Genomic DNA, 26,895 nt, shown 5'->3' on the forward strand with positions numbered 1-26,895 from the left:
GTTGGACACGGGTTCGGGCCGGCGGGCGATTACGGAGCTTCGATGACGCAGGATGACAACCAGGGGGCACAAGCGCCTCAAGAGCCGCCCAAGCGCGGCACCATGCGCTTTCAGGACGGCAGCACGCAGGCACGTCAGCCGTCGCTGGCCGAGCAGCGGGCACGGCAGCAGGCGCTGGCGGATCAGGAACGACAAGAGGCGCTCGACGCCGAAGCGGCTCGCGCCGCCGAGAAGAAGTCTTCGACCAAGAAGAAACTCCTGATCGGCACGGGTGTGACCGTCGGGCTGGTCGGCTTGATCGCGACGTTCTACACCGTCGCGAAGCCGGAGAACGTCACGGCGACCTGCACTCACGACGACATCGTCGACAACGACCAGAACTGCGACGAGAACTACGTACGGTCGCACGGCGGTCACGTCAGCGGCGGGTTCTTCTTCATCCCGATCGTCGGTGGCGGCTTCAACAGCTACCGGTACAACTACGGCGGCACCGGCGCGATCGGGCAGCGGGTGTCGGGCGGCTCGTACACCGCGCCGCCGAACGCGAACATCAGCACCAAATCGGGCAAGTCCGTCCAGCGCGGCGGGTTCGGCATCAGCGGCAAGAGCGGTACCTCCGGCGGTACCGGCAAGAGCGGGGGCTCGTAGTTGTATCGGGATTCCAAGCCGCCCCGGCGGGACTGGCAGAAGATCGTCGAGGAGCAGGGCCTGGTCTTCGGCACCCCCGCCCGTGACGGTGCCGGCAAGTCCAGGCCGTACTGGGACGAGTCGGTCCATTACGTCTTCGAGATGGACGAGATCCTGTCCGTCGAGGCGGACGTCGAACTACTGCACTCGATGTGCCTCGAAGCGGTCGACAATGTGATCACCACCGAGCAGTACCACCGCTTCGGCATCCCCGAGTGGGTCTGGCCGCATATCGCGGAGTCGTGGAAGCGGCAGGATCCGCACGTCTACGGCCGGTTCGACCTGCGCTACGACGGCAAGAGCCCGGCGAAGCTGCTGGAGTACAACGCCGACACCCCGACCTCGCTGCTCGAGGCCGCGGTGCTCCAGTGGCACTGGAAGACCGCGGTCTTCCCCGAAGACGACCAGTGGAACTCGATCCACGAGAAGCTGGTGGAGCGCTGGGGCGAACTCGCCGACAAGCTGCCCTCCAACGAACTGCACTTCACCTGGTCGTCGGCGGATCCGTCCGGTGAGGACCACGTGACGACGGCGTACCTGCAGGAGACCGCGGCCGAGGCCGGGCTCGACACCGTCGGCCTGTCGATCGAGGAGATCGGCTGGGACCCGGTGCTCAAGCGGTTCGTCGACCTCGAAGAGGCGCAGATGGCGACCGTGGTGAAGCTCTACCCGTGGGAATGGGTGGTCGACGAGGAGTTCGGCCGCTTCGCCGTCGAGACCATGCCGCGCACGCTGTGGGTCGAGCCGCTGTGGAAGATGATCCTCTCCAACAAGACGCTGCTCGCGATCCTGTGGGAGAACTACCCCGGTCACCCGAACCTGCTGCCCGCCTTCGCCGACGACCCCGGTCTGCTGACCGAGTACGTCCGCAAGCCGAAACTGGGCCGCGAGGGCGCGAACGTGCAGATCGTCGCCACCGGGTACGAGACGCAGACCGACGGTGTCTACGGCGCGGAAGGCTACGTCTACCAGGCGTTCGACCCGCTCCCGGAGTTCCAGGGGTACCGGCCCGCGCTGGGTGCGTGGATCGTCGGGGACCAGGCCGCAGGCCTCGGGATCCGGGAGACCGCGGGACTCGTCACGGACGACGGTGCGGCGTTCGTCCCGCACCGCATCGTCGAGACGTGATAGAAGCAACCGCACAAACCTGACATTTTCGCCTGTATCTCTCCGGGAGCACCCTGTGACCACCACCCTTGCGCTGTCCGACACGTTCGGCTCCGACCTCGTGCGAGGGATCGGCGCGATCCTGCTGTACGGCGTCGTCGGCCTGCTGATGATGTTCGCCGGGTTCTGGGCGATCGACTGGACCACGCCCGGCAAGCTGTCCCAGCTGGTCACCAGGGGCCTGCCGAACGCGGTCATCGTCACCGCGTCGGGGCTGCTGTCGATGGCGTTCATCATCGTCGTGGCCATCGCGAACTCCGCCAGTGATCTGACCGAGGGCCTCATCACCTCGCTGGTCTACGGCCTGCTCGGCATCATCGTGCAGGTGCTCGCGGTCCGGCTGCTGGAGTGGGCGACCCGCATCGACATCCGTTCGACCATCGAGAGCGAGAAGTTCGCCCCGGCCAGTGTCGTGGTGGCCTCCGCGCACCTGGCCCTCGGCCTGATCGTGGCCGTGGCCATCTCGTGATCTTCTGACCTCCGAAACCGGCATAGGCGCACGATTCCCACTAACGTGGGAGCCGTGCGCCTTTTGAGGACACCGGACGACCGGTTCTCGGACCTGCCCGATTTCGATTTCGAACCGCGTTACGCGGAAATCGTCGACCTCCACGGCGGCGTGATCAGAGTGGGTTACGTGGAGGCCGGACCCGCGGACGGGCCGCCGGTTCTCCTGCTGCACGGCGAGCCCACCTGGTCCTATCTCTACCGCAAGGTCATCCCGGTGCTCGCCGACGCCGGACTGCGCGCCATCGCGCCCGACCTGGTCGGCTTCGGCCGGTCCGACAAACCCGGCGACATGGTCGACCACACCTACCAGCGGCACGTCGAGTGGATGCGCGCGTTCGCCTTCGACGTGCTCGACCTGACCGACGTCACCCTGGTCGGCCAGGACTGGGGCGGCCTGATCGGCCTGCGGCTGGTCGCCGAGAACCCCGACCGGTTTTCCCGTGTCGTCGCGGCCAACACCGGCCTCCCCACCGGGGACACCGACATGCCGGAGATCTGGCACAAGTTCCGGGACACCATGGAGAACGCCCAGGTCATCGACGTCGGGCGATTCGTCCAGTCGGGCTGCCAGACCAAGCTGTCCGAGGAGGTGCGCGCCGCTTACGACGCGCCCTTCCCGAACGAGATGTACAAGGCGGCGCCCCGCGCGATGCCGTCACTCGTCCCGATCACCCCGGACGATCCGGCGTCGGCCGCCAACCGGGCCGCGCTGAAGGCGCTCTCCGAAATGGACAAGCCGTTCCTGGTCTCGTTCTCCGACGGCGACCCGATCACCGCGCCGTGGGGCCTCGAATTGCGGGGCTCGATGCGCGGCGCCCGTGAACTCGAGCATCCGACGATCACCGGCGCGGGTCACTTCCTGCAGGAGGACGCGGGTGTGCGGCTGGGCGAGGTCATCGCCCGGTTCGCGGCCTCCTGACGCTTGCCGGAAGACGCGTGATCGAAGGCCGAACACGCGTGTTTGGCGGCGGAACACTCGAGTTCCGCCGCCAAACACGCGAGATCCGGCCGGAGACACGCGTCTGACGGACGGAGCGCGGACCGCTCGTCAGGAGATGGCGGCCAGCGCGTCCACGATGATCCCGAGGCCTTCGGCGGCCTCGTCGGCGGTGAGCGTCATCGGCGGCGCGATCCGGAGCACGTTGCCGTGCAGCCCACCCTTGCCGATCAGCAGCCCGCGCGCCTTGGTCTCCTCCATCATCCGCGCCGCGGCCCCCGTGTTCGGCGTCATACCGCCCGGCTCGACCAGTTCGACGCCGATCATCAGGCCCTTACCGCGGACGTCTCCGATCAGCGGGTGACCCGAAGCGCGCAGGCCGGACAGCAGTTCGTTGCCCCGCGCGAGCGCGTTGGCCTGGAGGTCGTGGTCGGCGATGTGGTCGAGCACCGCGGCCGCACCCGCCATCGCGACCGGGTTGCCACCGAAGGTCGAGATCGAGTTCGCGGTCAGGCAGTCGACGAGGTCGCCGCGTGCCACGAGACCACCGATCGCGAGACCGTTGCCGAGGCCCTTCGCGAAGGTCATCGCGTCGGGGACGACGTCGTGCGCCTGGATCCCCCAGTAGTGTTCCCCGGTCCGTCCCCAGCCGGTCTGGACCTCGTCGGAGATGAAGAGGATCCCGTACTGGTCGAGGACCTCCTTCATCGCCTTGAACAGGCCGTCCGGCGGTGAGCTGAAGCCGCCGACGCCCTGGATCGGTTCGGCGATCATGCAGGCGACGTCGCCCGAAGTGCCCGTCTCCAGCACGTCGACCAGGTCCGCGACGCAGGCGTCGATGTACTCGGTGTCCGAAAGCGCCCGGAACGGGCTGCGGTACTGGTAGCCGCCGTGCACGTAGCTCACCTTCACCGGGCTGAGCGACGAAGCCGACCAGCCCCGGTTGCCGGTGATGCCGACCGTCGCGAACGACCGCCCGTGGTACGAGTTCCGCATCGCCAGCACCTGGTTGCTGCGCCGGTACTGGGTGGCGAGCATCAGCGCGGTGTCGTTGGCTTCGGTCCCGGAGTTGGTGAAGAACACCTTCGCGTCCGGGATGCCGGAGACCTTCGCGATCCGCTCGGCCAGTTCGACCTGCGAGCGGATCAGGTACAGCGTCGAGGTGTGCAGGATCCCGGTGTCGAGCTGCTTGCGCACGGCGTCGCTGATCGCCGAGACGTCGTAGCCCATCGAGTTCGTCAGGATGCCCGCGAAGAAGTCGAGGTAGCTCCGCCCGGTCGAGTCGATGACCCGGCGGTCCTGCGCGTGCACGATCTCGATCGGCTCGTCGTAGTAGAGCGCCAGCCAGGACGGGAGTACCGCCTTGTGCCGCGCCAGCAGGTCCGCATCGGTCATCGAGTTTCTCCGTCCGCAGCAGGAGATCCCAGTATGGGGAGCGGCCGAAACGGGCGGCAACGATCAGACTGTCTGGTTATTCGCGCGGACCCGCACATTTTGTGCGACTCGTACGGACTACCCTCATCACTCGTGATTGACCCCAGGACTCTGCGCGATGACCCGGACGTCGTGCGCGCTTCGCAGCGCGCCCGTGGCGAGGACGAAGGAGTGGTCGACAAGCTGCTCTCCCTCGACTCCCGTCGCCGGTCTTCGATCGCCGCCGCCAACACGCTGCGCGCCGAGCAGAAGTCGCTGGGCAAGCTCGTCCCGAAGGCGCAGGGCGACGAACGGGCCGCGCTGCTCGCCAAGGGGAAGGACCTCGCCGCCCAGGTGAAGGCCGCCGAGGTCGAGCAGGCCGAGGCGTCGGAGGAGTTCGAGCAGCTGCACCGCGTGGTGCCGAACCTCGTCCACCCCGAAGCGCCCGAAGGCGGCGAGGACGACTACGTCGTGCTCAAGCACGTCGGCGAGCCGAAGAAGTTCGACTTCAAGCCGAAGGACCACCTCGAACTCTGCGAGGGCCTCGGCGCGCTCGACATGGAGCGCGGCGCGAAGGTCTCGGGTTCGCGGTTCTACTTCCTCACCGGCATCGGCGCCCAGCTGCAGCTCGGCCTGCTGAACATGGCCATCGCGCAGGCGACCGCGAACGGCTTCACGCCGATGATCACCCCGACCCTGGTCCGGCCGGAGATCATGGCGGGCACCGGTTTCCTCGGCGCGCACTCGTCGGAGGTCTACCGGCTGCGCGACGACGATCTGTACCTCGTCGGCACCTCCGAGGTCCCGCTCGCCGGCTACCACGCCGACGAGATCCTCGACCTCGGCAAGGGCCCGAAGCGCTACGCGGGCTGGTCGTCCTGCTACCGCCGCGAGGCCGGTTCGTACGGCAAGGACACCCGCGGCATCATCCGCGTCCACCAGTTCGACAAGGTCGAGATGTTCGTCTACACGCGTCCCGAGGACGCCGAGGCCGAGCACGCGCGCCTGCTGGACTGGGAAGAGCAGATGCTCGCCAAGATCGAGGTCCCGTACCGGGTGATCGACACCGCCACCGGTGACCTCGGCACCTCCGCGTACCGGAAGTTCGACTGCGAGGCGTGGGTGCCGTCGCAGGACACCTACCGCGAGCTGACCTCGACGTCGAACTGCACGACGTTCCAGGCCCGCCGTCTCGGCATCCGCTACCGCGACGACGACGGCCGCCCGCAGACCGTCGCCACCTTGAACGGCACGCTCGCCACCACCAGGTGGATCGTCGCGATCCTGGAGAACCACCAGCTCGAAGACGGTTCGGTCCGGGTGCCGGAAGCGCTTCGTCCCTTCCTCGGCGGAACCGAGGTGCTCACGCCGACATCGAAGTAGGGTCCGCGCCGAGGAGGGACCCCGCATGAACCGCCGCCGCAAGCCGATCGCCGTGCTGTTCGCGGTGGTCCTCCTGCTCGGCGGGTGTTCCGAGACGATCTCGGGTACGGCGTCGCCGGTGCCCGGCCAAGGGCCGGTGCTCACCAAGGCGGCGCCGTGCTCGTTGCTCACCCCGGAACACGCGGACGCGCTGGCCCTCAAGCTGCCCGGTGTCGAGACCAAGGGCGACAGGTCCCGGCAGCTCCCGCCGATGTGCCTGCTGTCCGAACGCGACGATTCACCGCACGGCGTGTCCCTCTCGATCACCCAAAGCGTCGACGTAACGCTGAACGAGTTCTACGCCGGTGCCCAGCCCGGCGAGAAGTTCGGCATCGGCGGCTTCACGTGGACGCGCTACCCGTCACCGCTCGGCCCGACGGCCTGCTCCCTCAGCACCGAACTCGGGCCGTCGTCGTTCGTCGAACTCGGCAGCGAGACCCAGCCGGGCGCGGCCGAAACCACGGCCTGCGACCTCGCGCTCGCCGCCGCCCCCGCGATCGCATCGAAGCTGCCCGGCGGGCAGCCTGCCCCGAAGATCGTCGCCCCTCCGGGGCAGAAGAAACCCGAGCCTTCCGGACCGCTGCTGCGGGTCGATCCGTGTGCGCTGCTGAAGCCGGACGAGGCCGCGAAGCTGGCCATCGCCGCGGGAACACCCGTCGACCAGAAGTATCTCGCCAATCCCGAGGACAAGGGCTGCGAGTGGAAGGACTCCGACGGCGACAAGGGACAGCGTCCGCTGAACGTGACGTTCTTCCCCTCGACGGCCGTCGCCGACGTCGCCGGGCTCGAAGGCACTCCCGAGGAGACGGACCTCGCCGGTCGCAAGTGGACGGTCCGGTCCAACACCGCCCTCAAGTACTGCACGGCCGCGCTGCCGATCACCGGGACGTCCACCGTGAAGGTCTCCAGCGGTCATGGGGACGACGAGGCGAAGGCCTGTGACCTGCTGCGGGCCGCGCTGCCGACGGTGAGCGCCGCGCTGCCCGCCGATTCGTGAACGGCGGCCGCGCACAAGTAGTGTGCGAGCCGAAGAGGAGGGGACGCATGCGGTTTCGGAATTCGCTCGCGATCGGACTGGCGGTGCTGACGCTCGGCGGCTGTACGTCGACGGTTTCAGGTACGGCCTCGCCGGTGCCGGGGCAGGGGCCGGTGGTCACGAAGGCCGAGCCGTGCGCGCTGCTGTCCCAGGAGCACGCGACGGCGCTGGGCGTCACGTATCCCGGTGAGGAACGTGCCGCCAAGCCCGAACAGAAGGTCCCCGGAGTCTGCCGGTTCCGAAAGCTCGAGGACGTGCGCAAGGCGTCGAACCTCGAGGTCTCGTTGAGCAAGGACCTGTCCTTGAACGAGTACATGAGCGGCGCGCAGCCGGGGGAGAAGTTCGGGCTCGGCGGTTTCACCTGGACGCGGTACGCCACCATCCTCGGTCCGAAATACTGCTCGCTGAGCACGGAGCTCACCCCGGACTCCTTCGTGGAGATCGCCAGCGAGAGCCCCGACCACACCGAGGGCAACGCGTGCGACCTGGCCAAGGCGGCGGCCCCGGCCGTGGCGTCGAAGCTGCCGGGTGGCCAGCCGAATCCGCAGATCACCGCTCCGCCGGGGCAGAAGCCCGCCGAGCCGGGCGGTCCGCTCGTGACCACCGACCCGTGCGCCATGCTCAAGCCGGAACAGACCGCCCAGCTGCGCCTCGGCCCCACCGGTGAGCCGATGAAGTCCTCCTCCGACCCGAACCAGGTCGGCTGCGAGTGGGCCGACACGGACGGCGAGAAGGGCGAGAAGGCTTTCGACCTGTGGTTCTACACGACGAAGGCGATCGACGAGGCTCCGTCGCTGATCACGCAGGGCGAGCCGCAGGACTTCGACTCGGGCGACCGCAAGTGGAAGCTGTACACCGAGTCGGGCAGCAAGCTGTGCGCGGCGGGCATCTCGATCACCGCGACGTCGACGGTGGCGATCATCGCGGGCAACCTCGACGACCCCGCGAAGGCGTGCGACGTCATCAAGGCCGCCGTTCCGATGCTGAACGGGAACCTGCCCGCGTCCTCCTAGTGCGAAACCTCATCGGCGATGTGCTTCGCGATCTCCAACGCGCTGGTCGCCGCCGGTGAGGGCGCGTTGAGGACGTGCACCTGGTTCCGCGCGGTCTCGATCAGGAAGTCGTCGACGAGCGCGCCGTCCGGGCGCAGCGCCTGCGCCCGGACACCGGAGCCGTGCCGCACGATGTCGTCCTCGGTGACGGCGGGGACGAGCCGCGCGAGGCTTTCGGCGAAGCGGCGGCGGGAGAACGACCGGCGGACCTCGTCGAGACCGGTCGGGTACGCGTACTTGCGCGCCAGCCGCCAGACGCCGGGGAAGCGGGCGACCTCGGCGAGGTCCTTCGCGGAGATGTCGCGCCAGGTGTAGCCCTCGCGGCGCAGCGCGAGCACGGCGTTGGGACCGGCGTGCACGCTGCCGTCGAGCATGCGGGTCAGGTGCACGCCGAGGAACGGCAGCGACGCGTCCGGGACCGGGTAGATCAGGCCGCGCACCAGATGGCGGCGTTCGGGCTTCAGCTCGTAGTACTCGCCGCGGAACGGCACGATCCGCGCGCTCGGGGTGAGCCCGGCGAGCCGTGCGACGCGGTCCGCGTGCAGGCCCGCGCAGTTGACGAGCGCGTCCGCGTGGAGCACCTCGTCGCCGGTCGCCACCTCGACGCCGCCGGTGCGGCCGGGGCGGATCCCCAGCGCGGGCGTGCCGAGGCGCAGGTCGGCGTCGGACTCGTCGAGCAGCCGCACCAAGGCGGCGCAGACGGCGGGGAAGTCGATGATGCCGGTGGACTCCACGCGCAGGGCGGCGACGCACGAGACCTCGGGTTCGTACTCGCGGGCCTCGCTCGGCGTGATCAGCTTGGCCGGGACGCCGTTCGCTTCGGCCCGTTCGGCGAGCACCTTCAGCGCCGGGAGCTCCGCTTCGGAGGTGGCGACGACGAGTTTGCCGCACACCTCGACCGGCACCCCGTACTGCCGTGCGAAGTCCACAATGGACCGATTGCCCGCGGTGGACATCCTCGCCTTGAACGAACCCGGCTTGTAGTAGAGCCCCGCGTGCACGACGTTCGAATTGTGCCCGGTCTGGTGGACCGCCCAGCGGTCCTCCTTTTCGAGCACCGTGACGTCCAGGCCTCGTTTGGTCAGTTCCCAGGCTGTGGCGAGACCGACGATCCCGCCCCCGATGACTACGACTGTGCGCACGATCGACCAGGTTACCCGGAATGCAACCTGACAGTCGTCAGGTTGACTGGTAGCGTACCTGACCGATGTCAGGTAAACGGTTGAGCAAGGACGAACGCCGGGAGCGGATCCTGGCCGCGGCGGCGCGGGTGTTCGCCGCGTCCGGGTACGACGCGGCCGGGATGCGCGAGGTCGCGACCGCGGCCGGGATCAGCACTCCCGTGCTCTACGACCATTTTCCGTCCAAGGCGGAGCTGTACGCGGGACTACTGGAGTCCGAAGTGGACAGTCTGCTGGCAGGCTGGGACGGGCTGCCGCCGTCGGACACCGCCGAAGAGCTGCTGCGCGCCCGAGTCGCGGCGATCTTCGCCTGGATGGAGACGAACGAACGCGGCTGGCGGATGATCTTCGCCGAGACGCCGTCCGACGAGGGTGTCGCCGAGGTACACCGGCGCGGCCAGGCCAGGGCCACCGGGCAGCTGACCGAGGTGTTCGCCAGGATCCCGCGCCTGGCGCTGACCGCGGACCTGCCGCGCGACCGCGCGAACGAAGCGCTCGCCGAAGCGGCGAAGAGCGCGCTGAACGCCATCGCCACCTGGTGGTGGAGCAACCGCGACATCCCGCGGGACCAAGTCGTCGCGCTCACGACGGATCTGTTGTGGCGTGGTCTGGGGAATCTGATCCAGGAGGACACATGAGCATCGACACCACCGAGCGGTACCGCCGGGCCCTCGAGACCAAGGACGTCGAACTCGCGCTGAGCGCCTTCGCGCCCGACGCGGTCATTCACTCCCCGCTGACCAGCCGGGTCCGCTTCACCGGGCACGCGGAACTCAAGCCGCTGCTGGAAGTCGCCTACTCGCATCTGCGCGACGTGCGGTTCCACACCGACACCGGCGACGCGTCGACGCGGGTGGTCGTCTACGCCGCGCGGATCGGCGAGGAGGAGATCGAAGAGGCGGCGGTGCTGAAACTCGGCGAAGACGGGCTCATCACCGAGGTGACGCTGTTCGTGCGGCCGCTGCCGGGGATCGTCACGCTGATGAACGCCTTCGGCCCGGACGTCGCGCGCCGCAACGGGCGCACCTTCGCGGCCCGGCTGCTCTCGGTCGCCACGAAACCGCTGCTGGCCATGGTGCGGTCAGGCGACCGTCGCGCCGTCCCGCTCGCCGGCCCCCGAACCTGACGCATCCAGAGGACTAAAAGCATCCGAAGCGTCTTCGGGGTCTTCGAGCACCTTCGGGACCCCGCGCAGCGTGAACAGCGCGCTCACCGCCACCAGCGCCATCAACCCCGCCGAGCACAGCATCGTCACCTGCAACCCGTCGACGAACGCCGTTTTCGCCGTGGTGAGGACCAAGGCGCCCTGCTCGGGCGGTAGCTGCGCCGCGACCTGGACGGCGCCGCCGAGCGTGTCCGAGATCGCCCCGGCGGCCTCGGGCGGCACGCCGTCCGGGATGACGAGTTCGCGCCGGTACAGCGCGCCGAGCGCACTGCCGAGGATCGCGATCCCCAGCGCCCCGCCGAGTTCGGTCGCCGTCTCGGAGATCGCCGACGCCGCGCCCGCCCTGTCCTTCGGCACGACACCGAGCACCGTGTCCGTCGCGACGGCGAGGACCAGCGAAAGCCCGACCCCGAAGATGATCATCGCGAACAGCAGGTCCGAGTAGACGATCGTCACGCCGATACCCGAGTACATCGCGAAGCCGACGGCCGAGAACGCGCAGCCCAGCGCGATCGTGACCGCCCGGCCGAGCGCCTTGATCGCCAGCGGCGCGAGGACACCGCCGAGGATCGCGCCGCCCATCCCCGGCAGTCCGGCGAGCCCGGACTTCAGCGGTGACCAGCCCACCACCAGCTGCAGGTACTGCGCGAACATCAGCGAGACCGCGAGCTGCGCGAACATCGCCAGGATCGTGGTGCCCACGGTCGCCGAGAACGCCCGCTGCGCGAACAGCTTCAGGTCCATCAGCGGCTCGGCCAGCCGCGGCTGGCGCAGGACGAACGCGATCAGGCAGCCGAGCCCGAGCACCGCGGCGACGGCGATGTCCCAGTGCCCCCAGCCCTGGTACGCGACTTCCTTGATCGTGTAGACGATCCCGACCATGCCGAGGACGGACAGCAGCACGCTGGGCACGTCGATCCGGCCCGGCGCGGGGTTCTTCGATTCGGGCAGGATCAGCGCGCCGGCGATCACCATGACCACCACCACCGGCACGTTGACCAGGAACACCGAACCCCACCAGAAATGGTCGAGCAGGAAACCGCCGACGAGCGGTCCCATGCCGAAACCGAGGATCGTCAGCCCGCTCGAAACCCCGATCACGGCCGCGCGTTCCTTGCCGGTGAACACGTTCCGCACGATCGACAGCGTCGACGGCATCAGCGTCGCGGCGGCGATCCCGAGCAGCGCGCGGGCGGCGATGAGGAGTTCCGGCGTCGGCGCGTACGCGGTGATCACCGAAGCGGCACCGAACAGCGACGCCCCGATCAGCAGCAGCTTCTTGCGGCCGACGCGGTCGCCGATGTTCCCCATCGTGATCAGCAGTCCGGCGAGCGCGAACCCGTACGCGTCGGCGATCCACAGCATTTCCGTCGTCGACGGATGCAGCTGCTCCGAAAGCGACGGCAGCACGAGATGCAGCACGGTCAGGTCGATCGCGATCAGCAGCTGCGCCAGCACGCAGACCGCGACGGTGCCGATCTTGCGGCCCTTGCCGATGTTCATCGCGAAGCGCCGAAGGTGAGTTCCGGCGAGTGCCGCGCGGTGCCGTGCTCGCCGTCGCCCAGGTAGAACCGGGTGCTCATGGTGCGGGCCGCCGGGTCGAGGACGGTGCGCCACAACGTCCGCCACGGCGCGCCGGGCTCGATCGCGACGGACACCGCGTCGAGCGCGTCGCGCGGCCCGGACTCCGCCTCCTTGGTGAGGGTGCGCAGCCGCTGGTAGGTGAGCATGGTCTCCGGTGTGTCCTCGGGCAGTGCTTCGAGGTCCGGATGGCGGTGCAGCAGGTGGTTCGTGACGCACAGCGGTCCGTCTTCGACCTCGACGAAGTACTCGATGTCGTGCGCCCCGCGCTCGTAGACGAAGCCGCGGCCGGAGGCGTCCGCGACGATGTAGTGGCAGGGCGCGCCGTGCGTGTACTGCTTGGCCAGCATCAGCGCTTCCTTGGCCTCGTCGACGTTTTCGCAGGTGTCGAGCAGGTATCGGCAGACCTGGGGCACCGAAAGCCCCGCCTGCGGCCCCGGATCGTGATCCAGCGGCGTGGCCGCTTCGAGGTCGGCCATCAGCAGCGCGACGACGAGTCCCGCCTCGTTGACCCCTTCCATCGCACCGTCCACTGTGGACATCGAAAGCGACGTCGAGGCGAGGCCGTCGTCGGGGATCGTGGTCAGGACGTAGGGTCGCGACGCCATCGGGACGGCCCCGTCGTCGACCGGCTCCGCGCCCGCCATCACCGCGCCGAGCTGGGACCAGCTCAAGGTGAAGAAGTCGTAGTTCCGGCCGAGCGTGCTCCCCGTCCACAGCGCAGAACAGCCCGATCCGGCGGGCAGGGCCGAAGCGTTGTCGAAGCAGACCGCCGCGTCGGCAGGCAGCCCGTAGGCCTCGGCGAACCCGGCCGTGCGTTCGGCGTACTGCGGCCAGTTCCGCGCGAACCAGGTCCGCCGCGCCCTGGCGACGATCGGGTCGACCGGCGGCGGCGACCAGTCCGAACGCGCCTTCGTCTCGGCGCCGAGGGCATGGCCGATCTCGGTCTGGGTGCCGCGCAGCGTCAGGTGCCGTACGGCGAGGAAGTCTTCGGGAGAGCCTGCGAGGTAGGTCATGCCGGGAGCGTGTCCGCCGCCGCTGACCGTCCGCGCACCAAGCGCTGACGGCTTGTCATCCGAATGTCATGTGCTCCGCGGGAAGGTGCTCTCACCACGGTAAACGAACAAGCGAGGGAACCATGCTGAGCAACAAGGTGTACATCATCGCCGGAGGCGTGTTCACCGTCCTCTTCATCGTGCTCGCGATGACCGAGTTCTCCACCGGCTACCCCGACGACGGTCTGCAGGACCTGTTCTACGCCGCGCTGAGCGCCGGCGCGGGCACCCTGCTGTACGTCCTCGACCGCCGCCAGCGCGAGCGTCGTGACGCCCGATGAGGAACATCGACGGCGGTTTTCTCGCCGCCCCGGACCAGGCCGCGCTCGAACTCCGCGAGCGGGAGGTGCGCAAGGGCAAGGGCGCGCTGCTCCTGACCGTCGCGGGCGGCTTCGTCGCGCTGATCGCCGGGTACAACGCGCTGGTCGACTTCACGCCGGGATCGCTGGTGGTGACGCTGATCGCGCTGGCCGCCGCGGTCGGTGGCGGGGCACTCACCAAACACCTGATGCGCAACGTGCGCTTCCGGGTGCACAAACCGAACGCGGGCCTCGTCGGCGCCGCGAAGCTGACCGGGCTCCTGGTGGCCTTCTTCGGGATCGCCGCCCTGCTCGGGTCGATCGGGGCTCCCAGTCCACTGCGCTTCGTCCTGATCGCGGGCGGCGTCGGCACCATCGCCTACGTGAAGTCGCTGCACGATCAGCAGTGGGTGCTCTTCGAACTGGACGCGGTGGGCGTCCGGGTCGAGCGGACGATCGTGCCCTGGCGTGACGTCACCCGGCTCACCACCGACCCGGTCGGGCCGGGAATGACGCGGCTCGGCGCGGTCGGAGCCGACGCGGAACCGCTGTACGTCGCGGTCCAGGACAGCGAACTCGACCCGCGGCTGCTCACCGAGGCCATCGGCCGCTTCGCGCCGCAAGGGGTCCGGCTGACCCGCGCTCAGGACTCCCTGGGCAACCCGGCCAGCTGAGCGGCGCCGCGGACGCCGAGCCCTCGGCGATAGGCCAGGTCGAAGTCGTCGCCGAGCCGCTTCCGCGTGGACGTCCGGAGCAGGGCGGCGTCCAGGTCGACGGCGAACGGGGTGCCCCGGATGGTCACCGCGGCGCCGATCAGGACCGCCGCCCGCTCGGGGTCGTCGCGGAGCAGCGCGACCCCCGCGAGGCCTTCGACGGCGCAGGCCGCGGTGGTGCTGTCGTTCCACTGGTCCGCCGACAGGAGCGCCTGCCGGTGCAGTTCCTCGGCCTGGTCAACGTCGCCCTCGGCGGCCGCGACCCAGCCGAGTGAGATCCGTGCCCCGGAGCGGCCACCCTCGGACGTGAAAGAGCCACCGGAGCACTCCGAAAGCGCGAGTTCGCTCAGCGCGCGAGCCGTGGCCAGATCACCTCCGTGCCGCGACAGGGTGGCGAGGCCGACGTACCCGAATGCCCGGCTTTCCGGCATCCCGGCGCGGCGCGCGATCTCGATGGCGAATTCGAAGTCGGCCCGCGCTCCCGCCGGGTCGCCGTGGAGCAGCTTGCTGGTGCCCCGGCGGCACAGGAGGTCCGCGTTGTCGTCGGACGCGCCGAGTTCCCGCATCAGCCGGAGCGCCTCGTCCATCATCTCCAGGGCTTCGGCCTGCCGGTTCGTCCAGATCAGGATCTGCGACAGATGGTCGAGCGCCATCGAAAGGCCCCAGCGTTCCCCGATCGCGCGGAACGCGGCCTCCCCTTCGCGCAGAAGTCCTTCCGCCGCTTCGAGTTTGCCCTGCATCAGCATGCGCAGCCCGTAGCCGGTCGGCACCAGCGCGAGGCTCCACGCGTCACTGCGCGCCAAGAGGGCCTGGCCGCGCTTGAGCAGCTCGTCGTCGTCACCGGGTGGCCCGGTCACCACGCCCATCAGCATCAGCAGCGCCGGGTTCCTCGGCGCACTGACCATGTTCCGCACGAGGCTGTCCACCTCGGGAAAGTGACGGCCGAGGGCTTCATGTTCAGCGCCGCCGCGGAGTCCGGCGGCGGCGTTGAGCACGCAGAGCTGGTACTCCTCTTCGAGGCCGTCCGGCGGCTTCGAGTCGAGGTTCTTGACCACTTCCAGGCACAGCGTCGAACCTTCGAACCGGCGCCCGCGCATCCACCAGTACGTCACCAGCGAGGCCGAAAGCCGGAGCGCGATCCGCACGTCGGCTTCGGCGGCCCAGCGCAACGCGGCCAGGAGATCGTCGTAGGCCGCGTCGAGACGGCCGAGCCAGACCAGCTGGTCGCCGGTGCGCAGGAGCGGGTCCGCTTCCTCGGCGAGGGCGAGGAAGTGTTCGGCGTGCGCGCGCCGCATCTGTTCGGTTTCACCGGCTTCGGTGAGTTTCTCGGCGAAGAAGGCTCGGATGGTTTCGAGCATCCGATACCGGTCACGGGTGCGTTCGACCAGCGATCTGTCCACAAGGGACGGAAGCAGCTCCGCGGTGTCCGTGACGGCGCAGACCGCTTCGGCGTCGGCGAGGGTCGTGCCGCCCGCGAAGACGGTCAGCCGCCTGCCGAGCAGGCGTTCGTCCTCGTCCAGGAGATCCCAGCTCCATTCGACGACGCCGCGCAGCGTGCGATGCCTGCTCTCGGCGCCCCGGCTTCCTCGTGAGAGCAGCTTGAACCGGTCGTCCAACCGGGTGGCGATCTCGCCGACGGGCAGCGTCCGCACCCGCGCGGCGGCGAGCTCGATGGCCAGCGGGAGCCCGTCGAGCGCGGCGCAGACACGCTGGACGTCGCCCGCCGTGGTGTCGTCCACGGCGAAGCCCGGATCGTTGGCCAGCGCGCGGTCGGCGAACAGCCGGATCGCGGCGAACTCCAGCGACCGGGCGGGCGGCGTGCCCGGCGGCGGTACGGCGAGCCGCGGCACGGGGGAGACGACCTCGCCGGTGATCCCCAGCGGTTCCCGGCTGGTGGCCAGCACACGCAGCGCCGAGGCCGCGCCGAGCAGCCGGGCGACCAGCTTCGCGGCGGCCTCGACCAGATGCTCGCAGTTGTCGAGCACCAGCAGCACCGCCCGGTCGGCCAGCGCGTCGATCAGCCGCTCCAGCGGGGCGTTCTCCACGGTGACCGCCCCGAGCGGGACCGTCCGCAGGCCGAGCGCGGTCAGCACGGCGTGGGCGACGTCGGCGTTCTCGCTGTAGGGCGCGAGTTCGACGAAGACCGCCGGGAGGTCCGACGCGGTGGCGGTCTCGACGGCCAGCCGCGTCTTGCCCGCCCCGCCTGGACCGGTCAGCGTCACCAGCCGCGAGCGGTCCAGCTGGCCGAGTACGTGCCGAAGGTCGCCTTCGCGGCCGATGAAGCTGGTGAGCTGCGCGGGGAGCGGCGCCGTCGTGGTTTTGACAGGCGGCGTCTCGCCGCGAAGCACGGCAAGGTGCGCGGCGGCGAGCTCCGGTCCGGGGTCGGCGCCGAGTTCGTCGGCCAGGACACGGCGGGCGTCCTCGAACGCGGTGAGCGCGTCGGCCTGGCGTCCGGCGGCGTGCAGCGCGCGGATCAGCAGCGCCCGTGGCCGTTCCCGCAACGGCTGCTCGTCGATGACCTCGCGAAGCCCGGCTAGGACGTCTTCGTGTCTTCCCAGCTTGAGTTCGGCCTCGGCGCGGTCCTCGATCGCCGACGTCTTCAGCTCGTTCAGCCTGGTGACCTGCGGATCGCGGAACGGCGCGTCGGTGATGTCCGCGAACGCAGGTCCACGCCAGAGACCGAGAGCGTCGCGAAGCAGTTCAGACGCTTTCGCAGCGTCTCCCGCCACTAGAGCGCGTCGGCCTTCGGCGGCGAGCCGCTCGAAGCGGTGCACGTCGACGTCGCCGGGGTCCACGGCCAGCCGGTAGCCCGCCGGGCTGAACTCGACGGGCGCGAGATCCTTCAGCGCGCCGCGCAGCCGCGAGACCTGTGATTGCAGCGCGTTCGCCACCCCTTCGGGTGGCTGTTCGCCGTAGAGACCGTCGATGAGCCGCTCCGCCGGGACGCCCCGGCCCGCCTCCAGCGCGAGCAACGCGAACAGCGTCCGGACCCTGGGGCCGCCGAGTCCGACGACGGTGCCGTCGTCGCGGCGCACCTCCGTCGCCCCCAGAACGCCGAATCGCATGGTTAGAGGTTAGGCCTGGAAGCGCAGCTTCTCCGTTGAGGGCGGTGGCGGGGGCATGGATGGACTAGAGCGTCGTTGACCTGGGCGGATCCAGCCCGCCCGAGATCCGCCGAATGGCGTCTATACACTTCGCCGGGTCCCCACGCAATGGGAGAGATATGTCAACGCAGGAACCTGTGGTCCTCGGTCAGCCGACCGTGGGCGAAGAAGAACTCGCTGCGGTAGCGGAGGTGTTCCGGTCCGGCTGGCTGGCCGGTGCCGGCCCCGCGTGCCGCCGTTTCGAGGAACGCTTCGCGAAGACCGTCGGCACCGCGCACGCCTTGACCACCAGCAACTGTGGGTCGGCACTCTTCCTCGGGCTGAGTGTGCTCGGCGTGAAGCCGGGCGACGAGGTCATCGTCGGCGACTACACCTTCCCCGCCACCGGCCACGCCGTGCTCCAGGCGGGTGCGACGCCGGTGTTCGCGGACATCCGCCCGGACGACTGGAGCGCCGACCCGGCGTCGATCGAAGCCCTGATCACCCCGCGCACGGTCGGCATCCTCGCCGTCGACGTCGCCGGGCAGCCGGGCGACTTCGACGCGTACCGCGCCATCGCCGACAAGCACGGCCTGTGGCTCTTCGAGGACGCCGCCTGCGCCGCGGGCGCGACGTACAAGACCCGCCCGGCAGGAAGCCTCGCCGACCTGGCCGCGTTCTCCTTCCACGGCCGCAAGGGCATCACCGCGGGCGAAGGCGGCGCGCTGGTCTCGGACCGCGAAGACCTCATCGCACGCGCGCGCAAGCTGCACACCTACGGCATCGAGCCCGCCATCACCCGCGAGGGTTCCGGCGCGCTGCCGATCCCGGAGTTCCACGAGCTGGGCTACAACTTCCGGCTCTCGGACGTGCAGGCCGCGATCATGAACGTCCAGCTGGACCGCCTTCCGGACCTGCTCTCGGCCCGCCGTTCGGTGGCCAAGCGCTACCACGAGGCGTTCGAAAACCTGCCCGGTCTCGACGTCCCGGTGGAACTGCCGGACCGCGAGCACCCGTGGCAGGCCTACATCCTCACCGTGGCCCCGGAGATCGATCGCGACGCGCTCGCGCTGCGGATCCGCGAGCAGGGCGTGCAGTGCAACTTCGGCACCTACTCCTCGCATCTCCAGCCCATCTACGGCAAGAAGCAGACCTTGCCGGTTTCGGCGGACCTCTTCGCCCGTCATCTCGCCATCCCGATGCACGCCAACCTCACCGATGACCAGGTCGACCGGGTCATCGGGACCGTCAGCGCCGCACTGCCGAGCTAGGAGAGAAATGCCCGACAAGAAGGTCCTCTTCACCGGGGGCGGCGGCTTCATCGCCGCGCACGTCATCCCGATGCTGATCGAGGGCGGCTACACCGTCCGCGTCTTCGACAACATGACCCGCGGCGACCGCGCCCGGATCAACGAGTTCGTCGCCACCGGCAAGGTCGAACTGGTCGAGAAGGACGTGCGCTACGGCGGCGCCGTGCGCGAGGCCATGCGCGGTTGCACCCACGTCATCCACTTCGCGACCGTGTCGATCAACAAGTCGGTCGCGGATCCGCACGAGTCGATCGACATCAACATGGTCGGCAACCACAACGTCTTCGCCGCCGCGGCGGACGAGGGTGTCGAGCGGGTCGTGTTCGCTTCGACCGCGTCCGTCTACGGCGAACCGAAGCGGCTGCCGATGCACGAGGACGACGAGCTCAAGCCACTCACGCCGTACTGCATCTCGAAGCGCGCGGGCGAGGACATGCTCGGCTTCTACGAGCGCACCCAGGGCCTGTCCTGGAACGCGCTGCGGTTCTTCAACGTGTACGGCCCCGGCCAGAAGATCGAGGCCTACTACACGTCGGTGATCAACCACTTCATCCAGCGTCTGCGCGCCGGCCAGCCGCCGATCATCGACGGCCGCGGCGACCAGTCGATGGACTTCGTGCACGTCACGGACCTGGCCCGCGCCGTCGTCGCGGCGCTCGAGTCGGAGCAGGCGAACCTGCCGATCAACATCGGCACCGGGATCGACACCTCGATCGCGACGCTGGCGAAGATCCTCATCGACGCCGTCGGCGTCAACGTCGAGCCGCTGTTCAACGAGCGCGACGTGCTCGTTTCGCGGCGTGCCGCGGACATCACCCGTGCCCGCGAGGTCCTCGGCTGGGAGCCGAAGATCTCCGTGGAAGAGGGCATGCACGAACTGGTCAAGGCTTCGGAGTGAGTGCCGGGCCAGGGGAGAGCCGCCCCATGCGCATCGCGGTCGTGAACAACTTCTTCCCGCCGAGGGTGGGCGGAAGCGCGCACATGGCGGCGTCCCTGGCCGAGCAGTACGCGGCGCGCGGGCACGAGGTGCTCGCGATCACCGCGGCCTATGCCGACGCCCCGGCCGACGAGACGAAGGACGGCTACCGCGTCGTCCGCCTGCCCGCGGTGAAGATGCCGCAGCTGGGCCTGTCGATCGACTTCGACATGAGTTTCGCCTCGCTGCGGCCGGGGAACTGGCGGCGGCTGCGGAAGCTGCTGGACGAGTTCAAACCCGACGCGATCCACCTGCACGGGCAGTTCTTCGACCTGTCGTGGCTGGCCGGGCGGTACGCGCGGCGGCACAAGCTGCCGATGCTGCTGACCATCCACACGCTGCTGATCAGCGACAACAAGCTGTACGGCGGTGTCTTCCGGTTCCTGGACACCGTGCTGGTGAACCCGATCCTGCGCTACCTCAAGCCGCGGTACGTCATCCTCGACAAACTCGGGGTCGACTACTGCGTCGAGCGCTACGGCACCAGCGACGCGAACTCGGACTACTTCCCGATCGCCGTCGACACCGGGAACTTCGAGAAGCCGCTCACCCTCGATGTGCGGGCGGAACACAAGCTCGGCGACGGTCCGGTGATCGTCTCGCTCGGGCACGTGATCCCGCTGCGCAACCGGCTTCCGCTGGTCGAGGCGCTGCCGTCCATTTTGGACAAGCACCCCGGCGTGAAGGTGGTCGTCGTCGGCCGCGTGTACCACGACGTCTTCCTGAAGCGAGCGGAAGAACTCGGTGTCGCGGACGCCATCATCGTCACCGGCGCCGTGCCGAAGGCGGACGTCCCCGCGTACTTCGCGGCGGCCGACATCGTCACGCACGACCTCAACGGCGGCTGCGGCACCGCTTCGCTGGAGGCGATGCTCTCGGGCACCGCGACCATCGCTTCGGTCACCGAGGACAACTATCCCGGCATCGAACTCCGCAACGGCGAGAACATCCTGCTGGTGCGCCCGGACGACAGCGAGGCTGTGGCGAACACCGTCATCGAACTGCTCGACGACCCGGAAAAGCGGGCTTTGGTGGCACAGCGCGAAAGCGCGATGGTGCGGGCCAACTTCGGCCTCGACGTCGTCGCGGAGGAACACCTGCGCACCTTCGAGAAACTGGTGACCGAGGCCGATGTTCTTCGATGACGAGCGCAGCAACCGGCTGCGCCCGCAGATCCTGACCGAACTCGTTTCGCAGTACATGAACGACGCCGAGCGCGCTCGTTTCTACGGGCTGCCGGAGTCGACGCGGGTCCGCGAACGGGTCAAGATCATCAGCCCGGAGAACCTCACGATCGGCGAACACTGCTGGATCGGCGAGGGCGCCGCGCTCGACGCGAGCGGTGGGCTGGAGATCGGCGAGCACACCAGCATCGGCCTGAACACGCTGATCTTCACGCATTCCAGCTGGCTCGCGAACATGACGCTGCAGAACCACTCCGGCAGCGACCTCATCGAACGCAAGCCGGTGAAGATCGGCAAGGGCTGCTTCATCGGCGGCCTGGTCGTGATCATGGCAGGCGTGACGATCGGCGATTTCGCCACCGTGCAGCCGAACTCCGTGGTCGCCAAGGACGTCCCGCCGCGCACCCTGGTGGCGGGCAACCCGGCGCGTGTCTTCCAGCGCTACGACGACGAGTACATCCAGTCCGAAGTGGAGCGTGTGCGCGGCGAGAACGCGCGGCGGCGCGCGCTGGCGGAGGAGCGGGGGGACGCTTCTTCGTCCTGGGGCGCACCGGCAGGCGACTTCACGGAGTAGTCAGAGGCGTTCGGCGAGCAGCTTCGCGATCGTTTCGTAGACGTCCGCGCGGTACTTCGGGAGGTCGACGAGGGCGAGCCGGACCTGTCCGTTGCTGAGCTTGTCGACGGCGACGTACGCCCGCGTGGAGTCCTGGCCGTGCTCACAATGGACGGTCCTGTCGCCCACGCCGCCGACGGTCGTGATCGGCTCACGGCAGAACGCCTTCGCCGTGTTGTCCACCGCCGCGGTGCTGTCCGCGCCGATCTCCGGCGCGACGGTGATGTGCAGCCGCGGTGCGCCGTCGGGCGACTGATGGATGTCCTCGTAGAGACAGCTGTACCGCTTCTCGGTGCCTTCCACGTCCGCGGACTGTTCCTTCGCCTGGATTTCCGCCGAGGTGCCGAGGATCTGCGCGAGTTCGCCGACGGCGATGAACGGGCACGCGTCGGTGACCGTGGCGGGCGACGCGGGTATCGGCGTGGCGGCCTTGAGCGAAGACCTCGGAGTCGTCTGCGAGCGGACCGGGATCTCGATCTCGATGGAACAGGCCGCGGCGAGGAAGAGCAGGCCGACGGTCAGGAACCCTCAGGGTCTTCTCGTGCTGGAAATTTAGCTGACCTGCGGAAAACCGGTGATCACGACCGGACAATCGGCTTGCTGCCACGCAACTCCTCACCGTAATGATTCACTACTTTCCGTGTTGCTACGTTGTCGGCGATCCCGTGGGAAGATGGTCTGGTGATCGCAGGCGAAGGAGGAGTTCGATGAGTGTCGTGCATTGGCATCACCGCCTCTTGACGCTCGATGACTGGGCCACGTTGCCGGAAGATCCGGAACACCGCGCAGAAGTCGTCGAAGGAGTGCTGGTCGTGGCCCCCCGGCCTATGTCGTTCCACCAGCTTGCGGTCACTCGCCTGGGCTACCTGCTCAACGAGCAGCTGCCCGAATCGCTCATGGCTCTCTCGGAAGCCGAGTTCGTCGTCACGGAACTTCCGTTGACGGTTCGGGTCCCGGATGTCCTCGTCGCGGCGACCGAGCTCGTGGAAACGAACCCGGCACGTTATGCGGCTCAGGACGTGAGTCTCGTGATCGAGGTCCTGTCCGAGGGCACCGTCCGCACCGACCGGGTCACCAAGTTCTCCGAGTACGCCGAAGTCGGCATCGAGCACTACTGGATCGTCGACCTCGAAGACCCGGCCAGCATGGTCACCTACCGCTTGGTCGACGGCGAGTACGAGAACTTCGGCGAGCACACCGGAAAGGTGAGCTTCGACTTCGACGGCACCCCGCTCACCCTGGACCTCGACGCGCTGACCACCCGCCACGCCCAGCGCCCCTGACACACCGAGATCGCCGTCCAATCACGCGAGTTCCGCCTCCAATCACGCGAGATCGCCGTCTGATCACGCGAGTCGCGCCTCCGCCGGCCGCTGAGCCCCGACGCCGACGGGAACCACCACCCCTCCTGAGCCGACTACTAGGCTCAGCAATGCGAGTTTCCCGGCCGGAGGGTGGTCAGATGAGGTTCAAGCGGTTCGGTGCGTCGTTGCTGGTCACCGGGTTGGCCCTGCTGGGCGCCGCGACACCGGCGCTGGCCCACTCGGAGCTGAAGAGCAGTGACCCGGCCAGGGGCGCGTCGCTGGCGACGCCTCCGACACAGATCAAGCTGACCTTCACCGGCCCGGTCACGCTCGCCGAGAACCCGATCCAGATCACCGGACCCGAGAACGCGTCATGGACGGTCGGCCGGGCGGAGGTCGCCGGCGCCGTCGTCACGGCGCCCGTCCAGGCCGTCGGACCCGCGGGCGAGTACACCCTTCGCTACAAGGTCGTCTTCGAGGACTCGCACGCCGCGAGCGGCTCGGTGAAGTTCAACCTCAGCAACCCGGTCGCGCCGCCGTCCAGCCAGGCCCAGAGCAGCCAGGCCCCGGCGAGCAGCCAGGCCAGTGCCACCCCGGCGCCGTCGACGGACGAGACCACTCCCGGAGGGCTGTTGCCGGTCTGGGTGTGGATCGTCCTCGCGGTCGCCGTGGTCGCCGCCGGTATCGTCGTCGCTCTCCGGTTCACTCGACGGAAGGACTGAGCCTTCACGCAACGACAACGGTTGAGGCAACCTTTCAGATGGTCAACCGTCGAACGGAGATGAGGACCAGGGTGGCTCGCGGCGATGACGAGTTCGTCGAGTTCGTGCGGAACTCGACGACCCGTCTTCAGCATGCGGCCTACCTGCTGACCAGCGACCGCCATCAGGCCGAGGACGCCGCCCAGACGGCGCTCGCCAAGACGTATGCGGCTTGGTCGCGGGTACGTCGCAAGGACGCCTACGCCTACGCGCGGCAGGTCCTCGTCAACCATGTCATCGACGGCTGGCGGCGTCCGATTCGCGAGAACGCCACCGAGGACATCCCCGAGCAGCCGAGCGGGCTGGACGTCGCCGGGGCCGTTGTCCAGCGGAAATGGCTCCTTGACGCGTTGCGTACGCTCACAGACCGGGAGAGAGCCGTCGTGGTGCTCCGGCACTTCTTCGACTTGAAGGAATCCGATGTGGCCGGTGAGCTGGGTGTCTCGGTGGGCACCGTGAAGAGCACCAACTCCCGCGCCCTGACGAAGCTGCGGATTACCGCGGAGGACGGAACGGAACTGATCGGGGGGCTGGGACGATGACCGACCTCGAGACGCTGCGCTCGGCTTTGCGGGAACCGCCTGCCGAGGAGTTCACCGAGCCCGACCTCGGCGCGATCATGACCAAGGGCAGGAGTATCCGTCGCCGTCGCCGTCTCGCGACCGGCGCGGGCGGGGTCGCCGCCACCGTGGTGACGGTGCTGGTCATCGTCGGCGCGGTCGCGCTGAGGAAACCGCCGCCCGCCCAGCAGCAGCCGCTTCCGCCCGCCGCGAGCGCCCCGTCCTCGTCGTCGTCGGTGGCGCCGACGCCCGCACCGCGGCCGACGAGCACCAAGGCGCCGTCGACCTCGACGCCCTTCGGCAACATCATCTCCCTCGAGACCAGGGGTGACGGTGACCGGGAGATGGTGCTCTACGCTTCCGCGCTCGACGAGCCCGATCTGCCGAACGTCGCGTTCGGCCTGCGGATCGCCTATCGGAACGGCGACGGTTCGTACGAGGACCTGATGATGAGCAACGAGTACAAGAAATCCGACCGGTCGTTCGGCTTCCACGCGGTGGACGGCGGAGATGTGATCCGGGGCGCGTTCGTCCCCGTGTTCGGCTACTTCGTCGGCGGCGCGGAGCGGATCACCAGCACGGTCCGGGGAAAGCCGGTCGAGGCGAAGGTGGTGCGCTGGAGCGAAGACCCGTCGGTCGCCCTCTTCTGGTTCGACGGTTCCCAGGTGGAGTCGGCGGGAGTGCTGACCCCTCTCATCGCTTACGACGCGAGGGGCCAGCGCCTCACCAAATAGCTCAGGCCGCGGCCTGCGTCAGCACCTGGTCGACGACGGCGTGCGAAGGCAGGATCAGGTCGCGCTCGGTGTCGGCGTCGATCTTGCCTTCGAGCAGCTCCAGGAACCGGTCCAGCTGGGTCGCCAGCGGCTCGCGCGCGGTGACCAGTTCCGGGATCTCGATGACGGTCTGCTGCCGGTAGCCGAGGCCGTCCGGGGTGACCGAGTCGTGCGAGACGTGCCGGTAGATGGTGACGTCGCGGCGGAGCAGGTCGATCTCGATCATGCGGTCCAGCTCGGACACCCAGAGCGAACGGACCTTGCGCTGCCCGAGGCGGGAAGCGGAAACCGTGGCGAGCCCAGACTCGAACGACAGCACCGTCTCGATGGTGTCTTCGGCGCCTTCGACCGAATTCGGGTGGAAGTAGCCGGCGCCGGAGGCGACCCGCTGCGGGGTCGCGCCGCCGAAGAACTGGATCGCCAGGTCGACGTCGTGCACCAGCAGGTCCCACGCGACACCGGTCTTGATGCGCGGCGCGTAGGGGCCGTGGCGACGGGCCATCAGGTGGATCGGCTCGTTGACCAGCGCCCGCGCGGTCATCACGGCCGGGTTGTAGCGCTCCAGGAGCCCGCACATCAGCGGGACGTCCTTCTTCGCCGACAGCGATACGATCTCCTTGGAGAATTCGAGGCTGTTGCAGACCGGCTTCTCGACCAGCAAAGGCTTGCCCTGGCCCAGGATCTCCTGCGCCAGCTCGTAATGCGCCTCGGTGGCCGAAGCGAGCACGACGGCATCCACATCGGACAGTGAGCCGATTTCGGGCGTCCACTGGGTTTCGTAGCGCTCGGCGACCTTGCGGCCCGCCTCTTCGCGCGGGTCGATCACGCGGACGAGGTCCACGCGCTCGTTCGCGGCGAGGACACGGGCGTGCAGCGAACCCATGTTCCCGGTGCCGATGAGGGCGATCTTGTGCGTCGTCATGCGCCGAGTACCTCGCGAACCGTTTCGATGATGGTGTCCAGATCGGACTCGGAAAGGTGCGGGTGCACCGGCAGCGAAAGCGCCTGCGCGGCGACGGAAGCGGCCACCGGGAAGTCCTCGACCTTCGCGTCGGGGATCAGCGGGTTGTTCCGGTAGCAGTCGTAGTCGAAAACGATCTTCGGGTAGTAGATCCCGTTGCCGATGCCCTTTTCGGTGAGGGCGGCGGCGAGTTCGTCGCGCGAGAGGAAGGCGTGCGGGCCGACCAGCACGGTGTACTGGTGCCACACGTGTTCACGGCCCGGCAGGACCTGCGGGATGTCGAGACCCGGCGTGCCGGCGAGGCCCTCGGAGAGGCGCTTCGCGTTGGCCTGGCGCGCGGCGGTGAGCTGGTCCAGCTTCTCCAGCTGCGGGATGCCGACGGCGGCGTGCAGGTCGGTCATCCGGTAGTTGTGCCCGGCGACCTCGTACTGGTACCGGGCGCGCATGCCCTGGTTGCGCAGCACACGCAGCGCGTCGGCCAGCTCGTCGTCATCGGTGGTGATGACGCCGCCCTCGGCGGTGGTGATGTTCTTGGTGGCGTACAAGGAGAAACAGCCGATCCCGAAGGAGCCGGCCTGCTTGCCCTCGAACGACGCGCCGACGGCCTGCGCGGAGTCCTCGATCACCTTGAGACCGTGCTCGGCGGCCAGCGGCGCGAGCTTGCCCATGTCCGCTGTCTGCCCGTAGAGGTGCACGGGCATCAGGACCTTGGTGCGGTCGGTGATCACGGCGGCGACGGCGTCGGGGTCGATCGCGAAGTCGTCGCGGCGGATGTCGGCGAAGCGGACGGTCGCGCCGGCTTCCAGGATCGCGTTCAGCGTCGCCACGAAGGTGAACGGCGAGGTGACGACCTCGTCGCCCGGTTTGAGGTCGAGCGCCTGGATGGCGGCGACCAGCGCGGTCGTGCCGTTGTTGACGGCGATCGCGTGCTTCGTGCCGGAAACGCTCGCGAACGCGTCCTCGAAGCGCTTGACCATCGGTCCCTGTGCGATGGCGCCGGATCGCAGCACCTCGACGACGAGGTCCTCCGCGTCACGGACGTCGACCACGGTAATGGGGATCATCTGCAAGTCTCTCTCGACTGGGCGTTCTGGTGCGTCCGGTACAGTGAGCCGCCGGTTCTGCGCCCGGCCGCCCTCTCTGGCGCGGGCC

The 26,895-nt window shown here is 68.8% G+C and carries 28 protein-coding genes; 20 read left to right on the forward strand and 8 right to left on the reverse strand.

The window, feature by feature from the left end:
* The first annotated feature begins 42 nt into the window (after nucleotides 1-42).
* From AMYAL_RS0118770 to AMYAL_RS0118785, 4 genes are read left to right on the forward strand one after another with little or no spacing between them, the layout of a single operon-like run.
* Nucleotides 43-648 (forward strand): hypothetical protein, encoded by a 606-nt coding sequence (locus AMYAL_RS0118770; RefSeq protein ID WP_020632847.1) that lies wholly within the window; start codon nucleotides 43-45, stop codon nucleotides 646-648.
* Nucleotides 649-1,815, forward strand: coding sequence for a glutathionylspermidine synthase family protein (locus AMYAL_RS0118775; RefSeq protein ID WP_020632848.1), 1,167 nt, complete (start codon nucleotides 649-651; stop codon nucleotides 1,813-1,815).
* A gap of 55 nt (nucleotides 1,816-1,870) precedes the next feature.
* Complete coding sequence (locus AMYAL_RS0118780) at nucleotides 1,871-2,323, forward strand: DUF350 domain-containing protein (RefSeq protein ID WP_005149563.1); 453 nt, start codon at nucleotides 1,871-1,873, stop codon at nucleotides 2,321-2,323.
* A gap of 54 nt (nucleotides 2,324-2,377) precedes the next feature.
* Entirely contained in the window at nucleotides 2,378-3,283 is a 906-nt protein-coding gene (locus tag AMYAL_RS0118785; protein WP_020632849.1) for a haloalkane dehalogenase, read from the forward strand.
* A gap of 129 nt (nucleotides 3,284-3,412) precedes the next feature.
* Here the strand turns inward: AMYAL_RS0118785 and AMYAL_RS0118790 are convergent, their stop codons facing one another.
* A complete protein-coding gene (locus AMYAL_RS0118790) occupies nucleotides 3,413-4,696 on the reverse strand; it encodes an aspartate aminotransferase family protein (RefSeq protein WP_020632850.1) in 1,284 nt (427 codons plus the stop codon).
* A gap of 132 nt (nucleotides 4,697-4,828) precedes the next feature.
* Between AMYAL_RS0118790 and serS the strand changes: the two genes are divergently transcribed.
* The 3 genes from serS to AMYAL_RS0118805 are packed head-to-tail and all read left to right on the forward strand — an operon-like array spanning nucleotide 4,829 to nucleotide 8,185.
* Nucleotides 4,829-6,097, forward strand: a complete 1,269-nt coding sequence (gene serS / locus AMYAL_RS0118795) for a serine--tRNA ligase (RefSeq protein WP_026467221.1) — start codon at nucleotides 4,829-4,831, stop codon at nucleotides 6,095-6,097.
* 25 nt (nucleotides 6,098-6,122) lie between these two features.
* The gene (locus tag AMYAL_RS0118800) at nucleotides 6,123-7,133 is read left to right on the forward strand and encodes a DUF3558 family protein (RefSeq protein WP_020632852.1); all 1,011 of its coding nucleotides are present in this window, start codon (nucleotides 6,123-6,125) and stop codon (nucleotides 7,131-7,133) included.
* 47 nt (nucleotides 7,134-7,180) lie between these two features.
* A complete protein-coding gene (locus tag AMYAL_RS0118805) occupies nucleotides 7,181-8,185 on the forward strand; it encodes a DUF3558 family protein (protein ID WP_020632853.1) in 1,005 nt (334 codons plus the stop codon).
* Here AMYAL_RS0118805 and lhgO read toward each other — a convergent pair.
* A complete protein-coding gene (gene lhgO, locus AMYAL_RS0118810; protein ID WP_342364871.1) occupies nucleotides 8,182-9,438 on the reverse strand; it encodes an L-2-hydroxyglutarate oxidase in 1,257 nt (418 codons plus the stop codon). The genes AMYAL_RS0118805 and lhgO overlap by 4 nt on opposite strands.
* Before the next feature lie 8 nt (nucleotides 9,439-9,446).
* Between lhgO and AMYAL_RS0118815 the strand changes: the two genes are divergently transcribed.
* Entirely contained in the window at nucleotides 9,447-10,043 is a 597-nt protein-coding gene (locus tag AMYAL_RS0118815) for a TetR/AcrR family transcriptional regulator (RefSeq protein ID WP_020632855.1), read from the forward strand.
* Nucleotides 10,040-10,531, forward strand: coding sequence for a nuclear transport factor 2 family protein (locus AMYAL_RS0118820; RefSeq protein ID WP_020632856.1), 492 nt, complete (start codon nucleotides 10,040-10,042; stop codon nucleotides 10,529-10,531). The genes AMYAL_RS0118815 and AMYAL_RS0118820 overlap by 4 nt, the downstream gene beginning before the upstream one ends.
* On the opposite strand, the gene AMYAL_RS0118825 is transcribed toward AMYAL_RS0118820, so the two are convergent.
* The gene (locus AMYAL_RS0118825; RefSeq protein ID WP_020632857.1) at nucleotides 10,487-12,073 is read right to left on the reverse strand and encodes an MFS transporter; all 1,587 of its coding nucleotides are present in this window, start codon (nucleotides 12,071-12,073) and stop codon (nucleotides 10,487-10,489) included. The two genes, AMYAL_RS0118820 and AMYAL_RS0118825, sit on opposite strands and share 45 nt — an antisense overlap.
* Nucleotides 12,070-13,167 (reverse strand): C45 family autoproteolytic acyltransferase/hydrolase, encoded by a 1,098-nt coding sequence (locus tag AMYAL_RS0118830; RefSeq protein WP_020632858.1) that lies wholly within the window; start codon nucleotides 13,165-13,167, stop codon nucleotides 12,070-12,072. The genes AMYAL_RS0118825 and AMYAL_RS0118830 overlap by 4 nt, the downstream gene beginning before the upstream one ends.
* A 122-nt stretch (nucleotides 13,168-13,289) precedes the next feature.
* Between AMYAL_RS0118830 and AMYAL_RS0118835 the strand changes: the two genes are divergently transcribed.
* Together AMYAL_RS0118835 and AMYAL_RS0118840 are read left to right on the forward strand one after the other, a co-directional pair.
* On the forward strand, nucleotides 13,290-13,487 hold the full coding sequence (locus AMYAL_RS0118835) for a hypothetical protein (protein ID WP_020632859.1): 198 nt from the start codon (nucleotides 13,290-13,292) through the stop codon (nucleotides 13,485-13,487).
* Nucleotides 13,484-14,179 (forward strand): hypothetical protein, encoded by a 696-nt coding sequence (locus AMYAL_RS0118840; protein WP_020632860.1) that lies wholly within the window; start codon nucleotides 13,484-13,486, stop codon nucleotides 14,177-14,179. The genes AMYAL_RS0118835 and AMYAL_RS0118840 overlap by 4 nt, the downstream gene beginning before the upstream one ends.
* Here AMYAL_RS0118840 and AMYAL_RS0118845 read toward each other — a convergent pair.
* Nucleotides 14,149-17,283, reverse strand: coding sequence for an AfsR/SARP family transcriptional regulator (locus tag AMYAL_RS0118845; RefSeq protein WP_020632861.1), 3,135 nt, complete (start codon nucleotides 17,281-17,283; stop codon nucleotides 14,149-14,151). The two genes, AMYAL_RS0118840 and AMYAL_RS0118845, sit on opposite strands and share 31 nt — an antisense overlap.
* Before the next feature lie 158 nt (nucleotides 17,284-17,441).
* On the opposite strand from AMYAL_RS0118845, the gene AMYAL_RS0118850 reads away from it, so the two are divergent.
* The 4 genes from AMYAL_RS0118850 to AMYAL_RS0118865 are packed head-to-tail and all read left to right on the forward strand — an operon-like array spanning nucleotide 17,442 to nucleotide 21,345.
* Nucleotides 17,442-18,572, forward strand: a complete 1,131-nt coding sequence (locus tag AMYAL_RS0118850) for a DegT/DnrJ/EryC1/StrS family aminotransferase (RefSeq protein WP_039794051.1) — start codon at nucleotides 17,442-17,444, stop codon at nucleotides 18,570-18,572.
* 7 nt (nucleotides 18,573-18,579) lie between these two features.
* Entirely contained in the window at nucleotides 18,580-19,509 is a 930-nt protein-coding gene (locus AMYAL_RS0118855) for an NAD-dependent epimerase/dehydratase family protein (protein ID WP_020632863.1), read from the forward strand.
* Between the two features lie 26 nt (nucleotides 19,510-19,535).
* Nucleotides 19,536-20,732, forward strand: coding sequence for a glycosyltransferase family 4 protein (locus AMYAL_RS0118860; RefSeq protein WP_020632864.1), 1,197 nt, complete (start codon nucleotides 19,536-19,538; stop codon nucleotides 20,730-20,732).
* Nucleotides 20,719-21,345 carry an acyltransferase gene (locus AMYAL_RS0118865; protein WP_020632865.1) on the forward strand — a complete coding sequence of 209 codons (627 nt, stop codon included), beginning with the start codon at nucleotides 20,719-20,721 and terminating at the stop codon, nucleotides 21,343-21,345. The genes AMYAL_RS0118860 and AMYAL_RS0118865 overlap by 14 nt, the downstream gene beginning before the upstream one ends.
* Here AMYAL_RS0118865 and AMYAL_RS0118870 read toward each other — a convergent pair whose 3' ends face one another.
* Nucleotides 21,346-21,687, reverse strand: coding sequence for a hypothetical protein (locus AMYAL_RS0118870; protein WP_020632866.1), 342 nt, complete (start codon nucleotides 21,685-21,687; stop codon nucleotides 21,346-21,348).
* Between AMYAL_RS0118870 and AMYAL_RS0118875 the strand changes: the two genes are divergently transcribed.
* The 5 genes from AMYAL_RS0118875 to AMYAL_RS0118895 all read left to right on the forward strand — a co-directional run bounded on the left by AMYAL_RS0118875 (nucleotide 21,677) and on the right by AMYAL_RS0118895 (nucleotide 24,743).
* Nucleotides 21,677-21,940: a hypothetical protein gene (locus AMYAL_RS0118875; protein WP_143267821.1), complete on the forward strand. Its 264-nt coding sequence runs from the start codon at nucleotides 21,677-21,679 to the stop codon at nucleotides 21,938-21,940. The two genes, AMYAL_RS0118870 and AMYAL_RS0118875, sit on opposite strands and share 11 nt — an antisense overlap.
* Nucleotides 21,941-22,091: 151 nt before the next feature.
* Nucleotides 22,092-22,667, forward strand: coding sequence for a Uma2 family endonuclease (locus AMYAL_RS0118880; protein WP_020632868.1), 576 nt, complete (start codon nucleotides 22,092-22,094; stop codon nucleotides 22,665-22,667).
* Nucleotides 22,668-22,846: 179 nt separating this feature from the next.
* Complete coding sequence (locus tag AMYAL_RS0118885; protein WP_020632869.1) at nucleotides 22,847-23,410, forward strand: copper resistance CopC family protein; 564 nt, start codon at nucleotides 22,847-22,849, stop codon at nucleotides 23,408-23,410.
* A 71-nt stretch (nucleotides 23,411-23,481) separates the two neighbouring features.
* Nucleotides 23,482-23,991 carry a SigE family RNA polymerase sigma factor gene (locus AMYAL_RS0118890; protein ID WP_020632870.1) on the forward strand — a complete coding sequence of 170 codons (510 nt, stop codon included), beginning with the start codon at nucleotides 23,482-23,484 and terminating at the stop codon, nucleotides 23,989-23,991.
* Nucleotides 23,988-24,743 carry a hypothetical protein gene (locus AMYAL_RS0118895; protein ID WP_020632871.1) on the forward strand — a complete coding sequence of 252 codons (756 nt, stop codon included), beginning with the start codon at nucleotides 23,988-23,990 and terminating at the stop codon, nucleotides 24,741-24,743. The genes AMYAL_RS0118890 and AMYAL_RS0118895 overlap by 4 nt, the downstream gene beginning before the upstream one ends.
* 1 nt (nucleotide 24,744) lies before the next feature.
* Here the strand turns inward: AMYAL_RS0118895 and AMYAL_RS0118900 are convergent, their stop codons facing one another.
* A complete protein-coding gene (locus AMYAL_RS0118900; RefSeq protein WP_020632872.1) occupies nucleotides 24,745-25,704 on the reverse strand; it encodes a Gfo/Idh/MocA family protein in 960 nt (319 codons plus the stop codon).
* The gene (locus tag AMYAL_RS0118905; RefSeq protein WP_026467222.1) at nucleotides 25,701-26,807 is read right to left on the reverse strand and encodes a DegT/DnrJ/EryC1/StrS family aminotransferase; all 1,107 of its coding nucleotides are present in this window, start codon (nucleotides 26,805-26,807) and stop codon (nucleotides 25,701-25,703) included. Before AMYAL_RS0118905 ends, AMYAL_RS0118900 begins: the two co-directional genes overlap by 4 nt.
* Nucleotides 26,808-26,895: the final 88 nt, after the last annotated feature.

The sequence above is a fragment of the Amycolatopsis alba DSM 44262 genome (genome assembly GCF_000384215.1).
In the GTDB taxonomy this organism is placed as follows: domain Bacteria; phylum Actinomycetota; class Actinomycetes; order Mycobacteriales; family Pseudonocardiaceae; genus Amycolatopsis; species Amycolatopsis alba.

Excerpts from the sequence above, each read along its gene's own strand:
- AMYAL_RS0118905 (WP_026467222.1), bottom strand. The coding sequence starts at position 26,807 with ATGATCCCCATTACCGTGGTCGACGTCCGTGACGCGGAGGACCTCGTC.
- AMYAL_RS0118770 (WP_020632847.1), top strand. The coding sequence starts at position 43 with ATGACGCAGGATGACAACCAGGGGGCACAAGCGCCTCAAGAGCCGCCC.
- AMYAL_RS0118855 (WP_020632863.1), top strand. The coding sequence starts at position 18,580 with ATGCCCGACAAGAAGGTCCTCTTCACCGGGGGCGGCGGCTTCATCGCC.
- AMYAL_RS0118800 (WP_020632852.1), top strand. The coding sequence starts at position 6,123 with ATGAACCGCCGCCGCAAGCCGATCGCCGTGCTGTTCGCGGTGGTCCTC.
- AMYAL_RS0118820 (WP_020632856.1), top strand. The coding sequence starts at position 10,040 with ATGAGCATCGACACCACCGAGCGGTACCGCCGGGCCCTCGAGACCAAG.
- AMYAL_RS0118865 (WP_020632865.1), top strand. The coding sequence starts at position 20,719 with ATGTTCTTCGATGACGAGCGCAGCAACCGGCTGCGCCCGCAGATCCTG.
- AMYAL_RS0118830 (WP_020632858.1), bottom strand. The coding sequence starts at position 13,167 with ATGACCTACCTCGCAGGCTCTCCCGAAGACTTCCTCGCCGTACGGCAC.
- AMYAL_RS0118840 (WP_020632860.1), top strand. The coding sequence starts at position 13,484 with ATGAGGAACATCGACGGCGGTTTTCTCGCCGCCCCGGACCAGGCCGCG.
- AMYAL_RS0118845 (WP_020632861.1), bottom strand. The coding sequence starts at position 17,283 with ATGCGATTCGGCGTTCTGGGGGCGACGGAGGTGCGCCGCGACGACGGC.
- AMYAL_RS0118880 (WP_020632868.1), top strand. The coding sequence starts at position 22,092 with ATGAGTGTCGTGCATTGGCATCACCGCCTCTTGACGCTCGATGACTGG.
- AMYAL_RS0118900 (WP_020632872.1), bottom strand. The coding sequence starts at position 25,704 with ATGACGACGCACAAGATCGCCCTCATCGGCACCGGGAACATGGGTTCG.
- AMYAL_RS0118825 (WP_020632857.1), bottom strand. The coding sequence starts at position 12,073 with ATGAACATCGGCAAGGGCCGCAAGATCGGCACCGTCGCGGTCTGCGTG.
- AMYAL_RS0118885 (WP_020632869.1), top strand. The coding sequence starts at position 22,847 with ATGAGGTTCAAGCGGTTCGGTGCGTCGTTGCTGGTCACCGGGTTGGCC.
- AMYAL_RS0118805 (WP_020632853.1), top strand. The coding sequence starts at position 7,181 with ATGCGGTTTCGGAATTCGCTCGCGATCGGACTGGCGGTGCTGACGCTC.
- AMYAL_RS0118860 (WP_020632864.1), top strand. The coding sequence starts at position 19,536 with ATGCGCATCGCGGTCGTGAACAACTTCTTCCCGCCGAGGGTGGGCGGA.
- AMYAL_RS0118835 (WP_020632859.1), top strand. The coding sequence starts at position 13,290 with ATGCTGAGCAACAAGGTGTACATCATCGCCGGAGGCGTGTTCACCGTC.
- AMYAL_RS0118790 (WP_020632850.1), bottom strand. The coding sequence starts at position 4,696 with ATGACCGATGCGGACCTGCTGGCGCGGCACAAGGCGGTACTCCCGTCC.
- AMYAL_RS0118850 (WP_039794051.1), top strand. The coding sequence starts at position 17,442 with ATGTCAACGCAGGAACCTGTGGTCCTCGGTCAGCCGACCGTGGGCGAA.
- AMYAL_RS0118895 (WP_020632871.1), top strand. The coding sequence starts at position 23,988 with ATGACCGACCTCGAGACGCTGCGCTCGGCTTTGCGGGAACCGCCTGCC.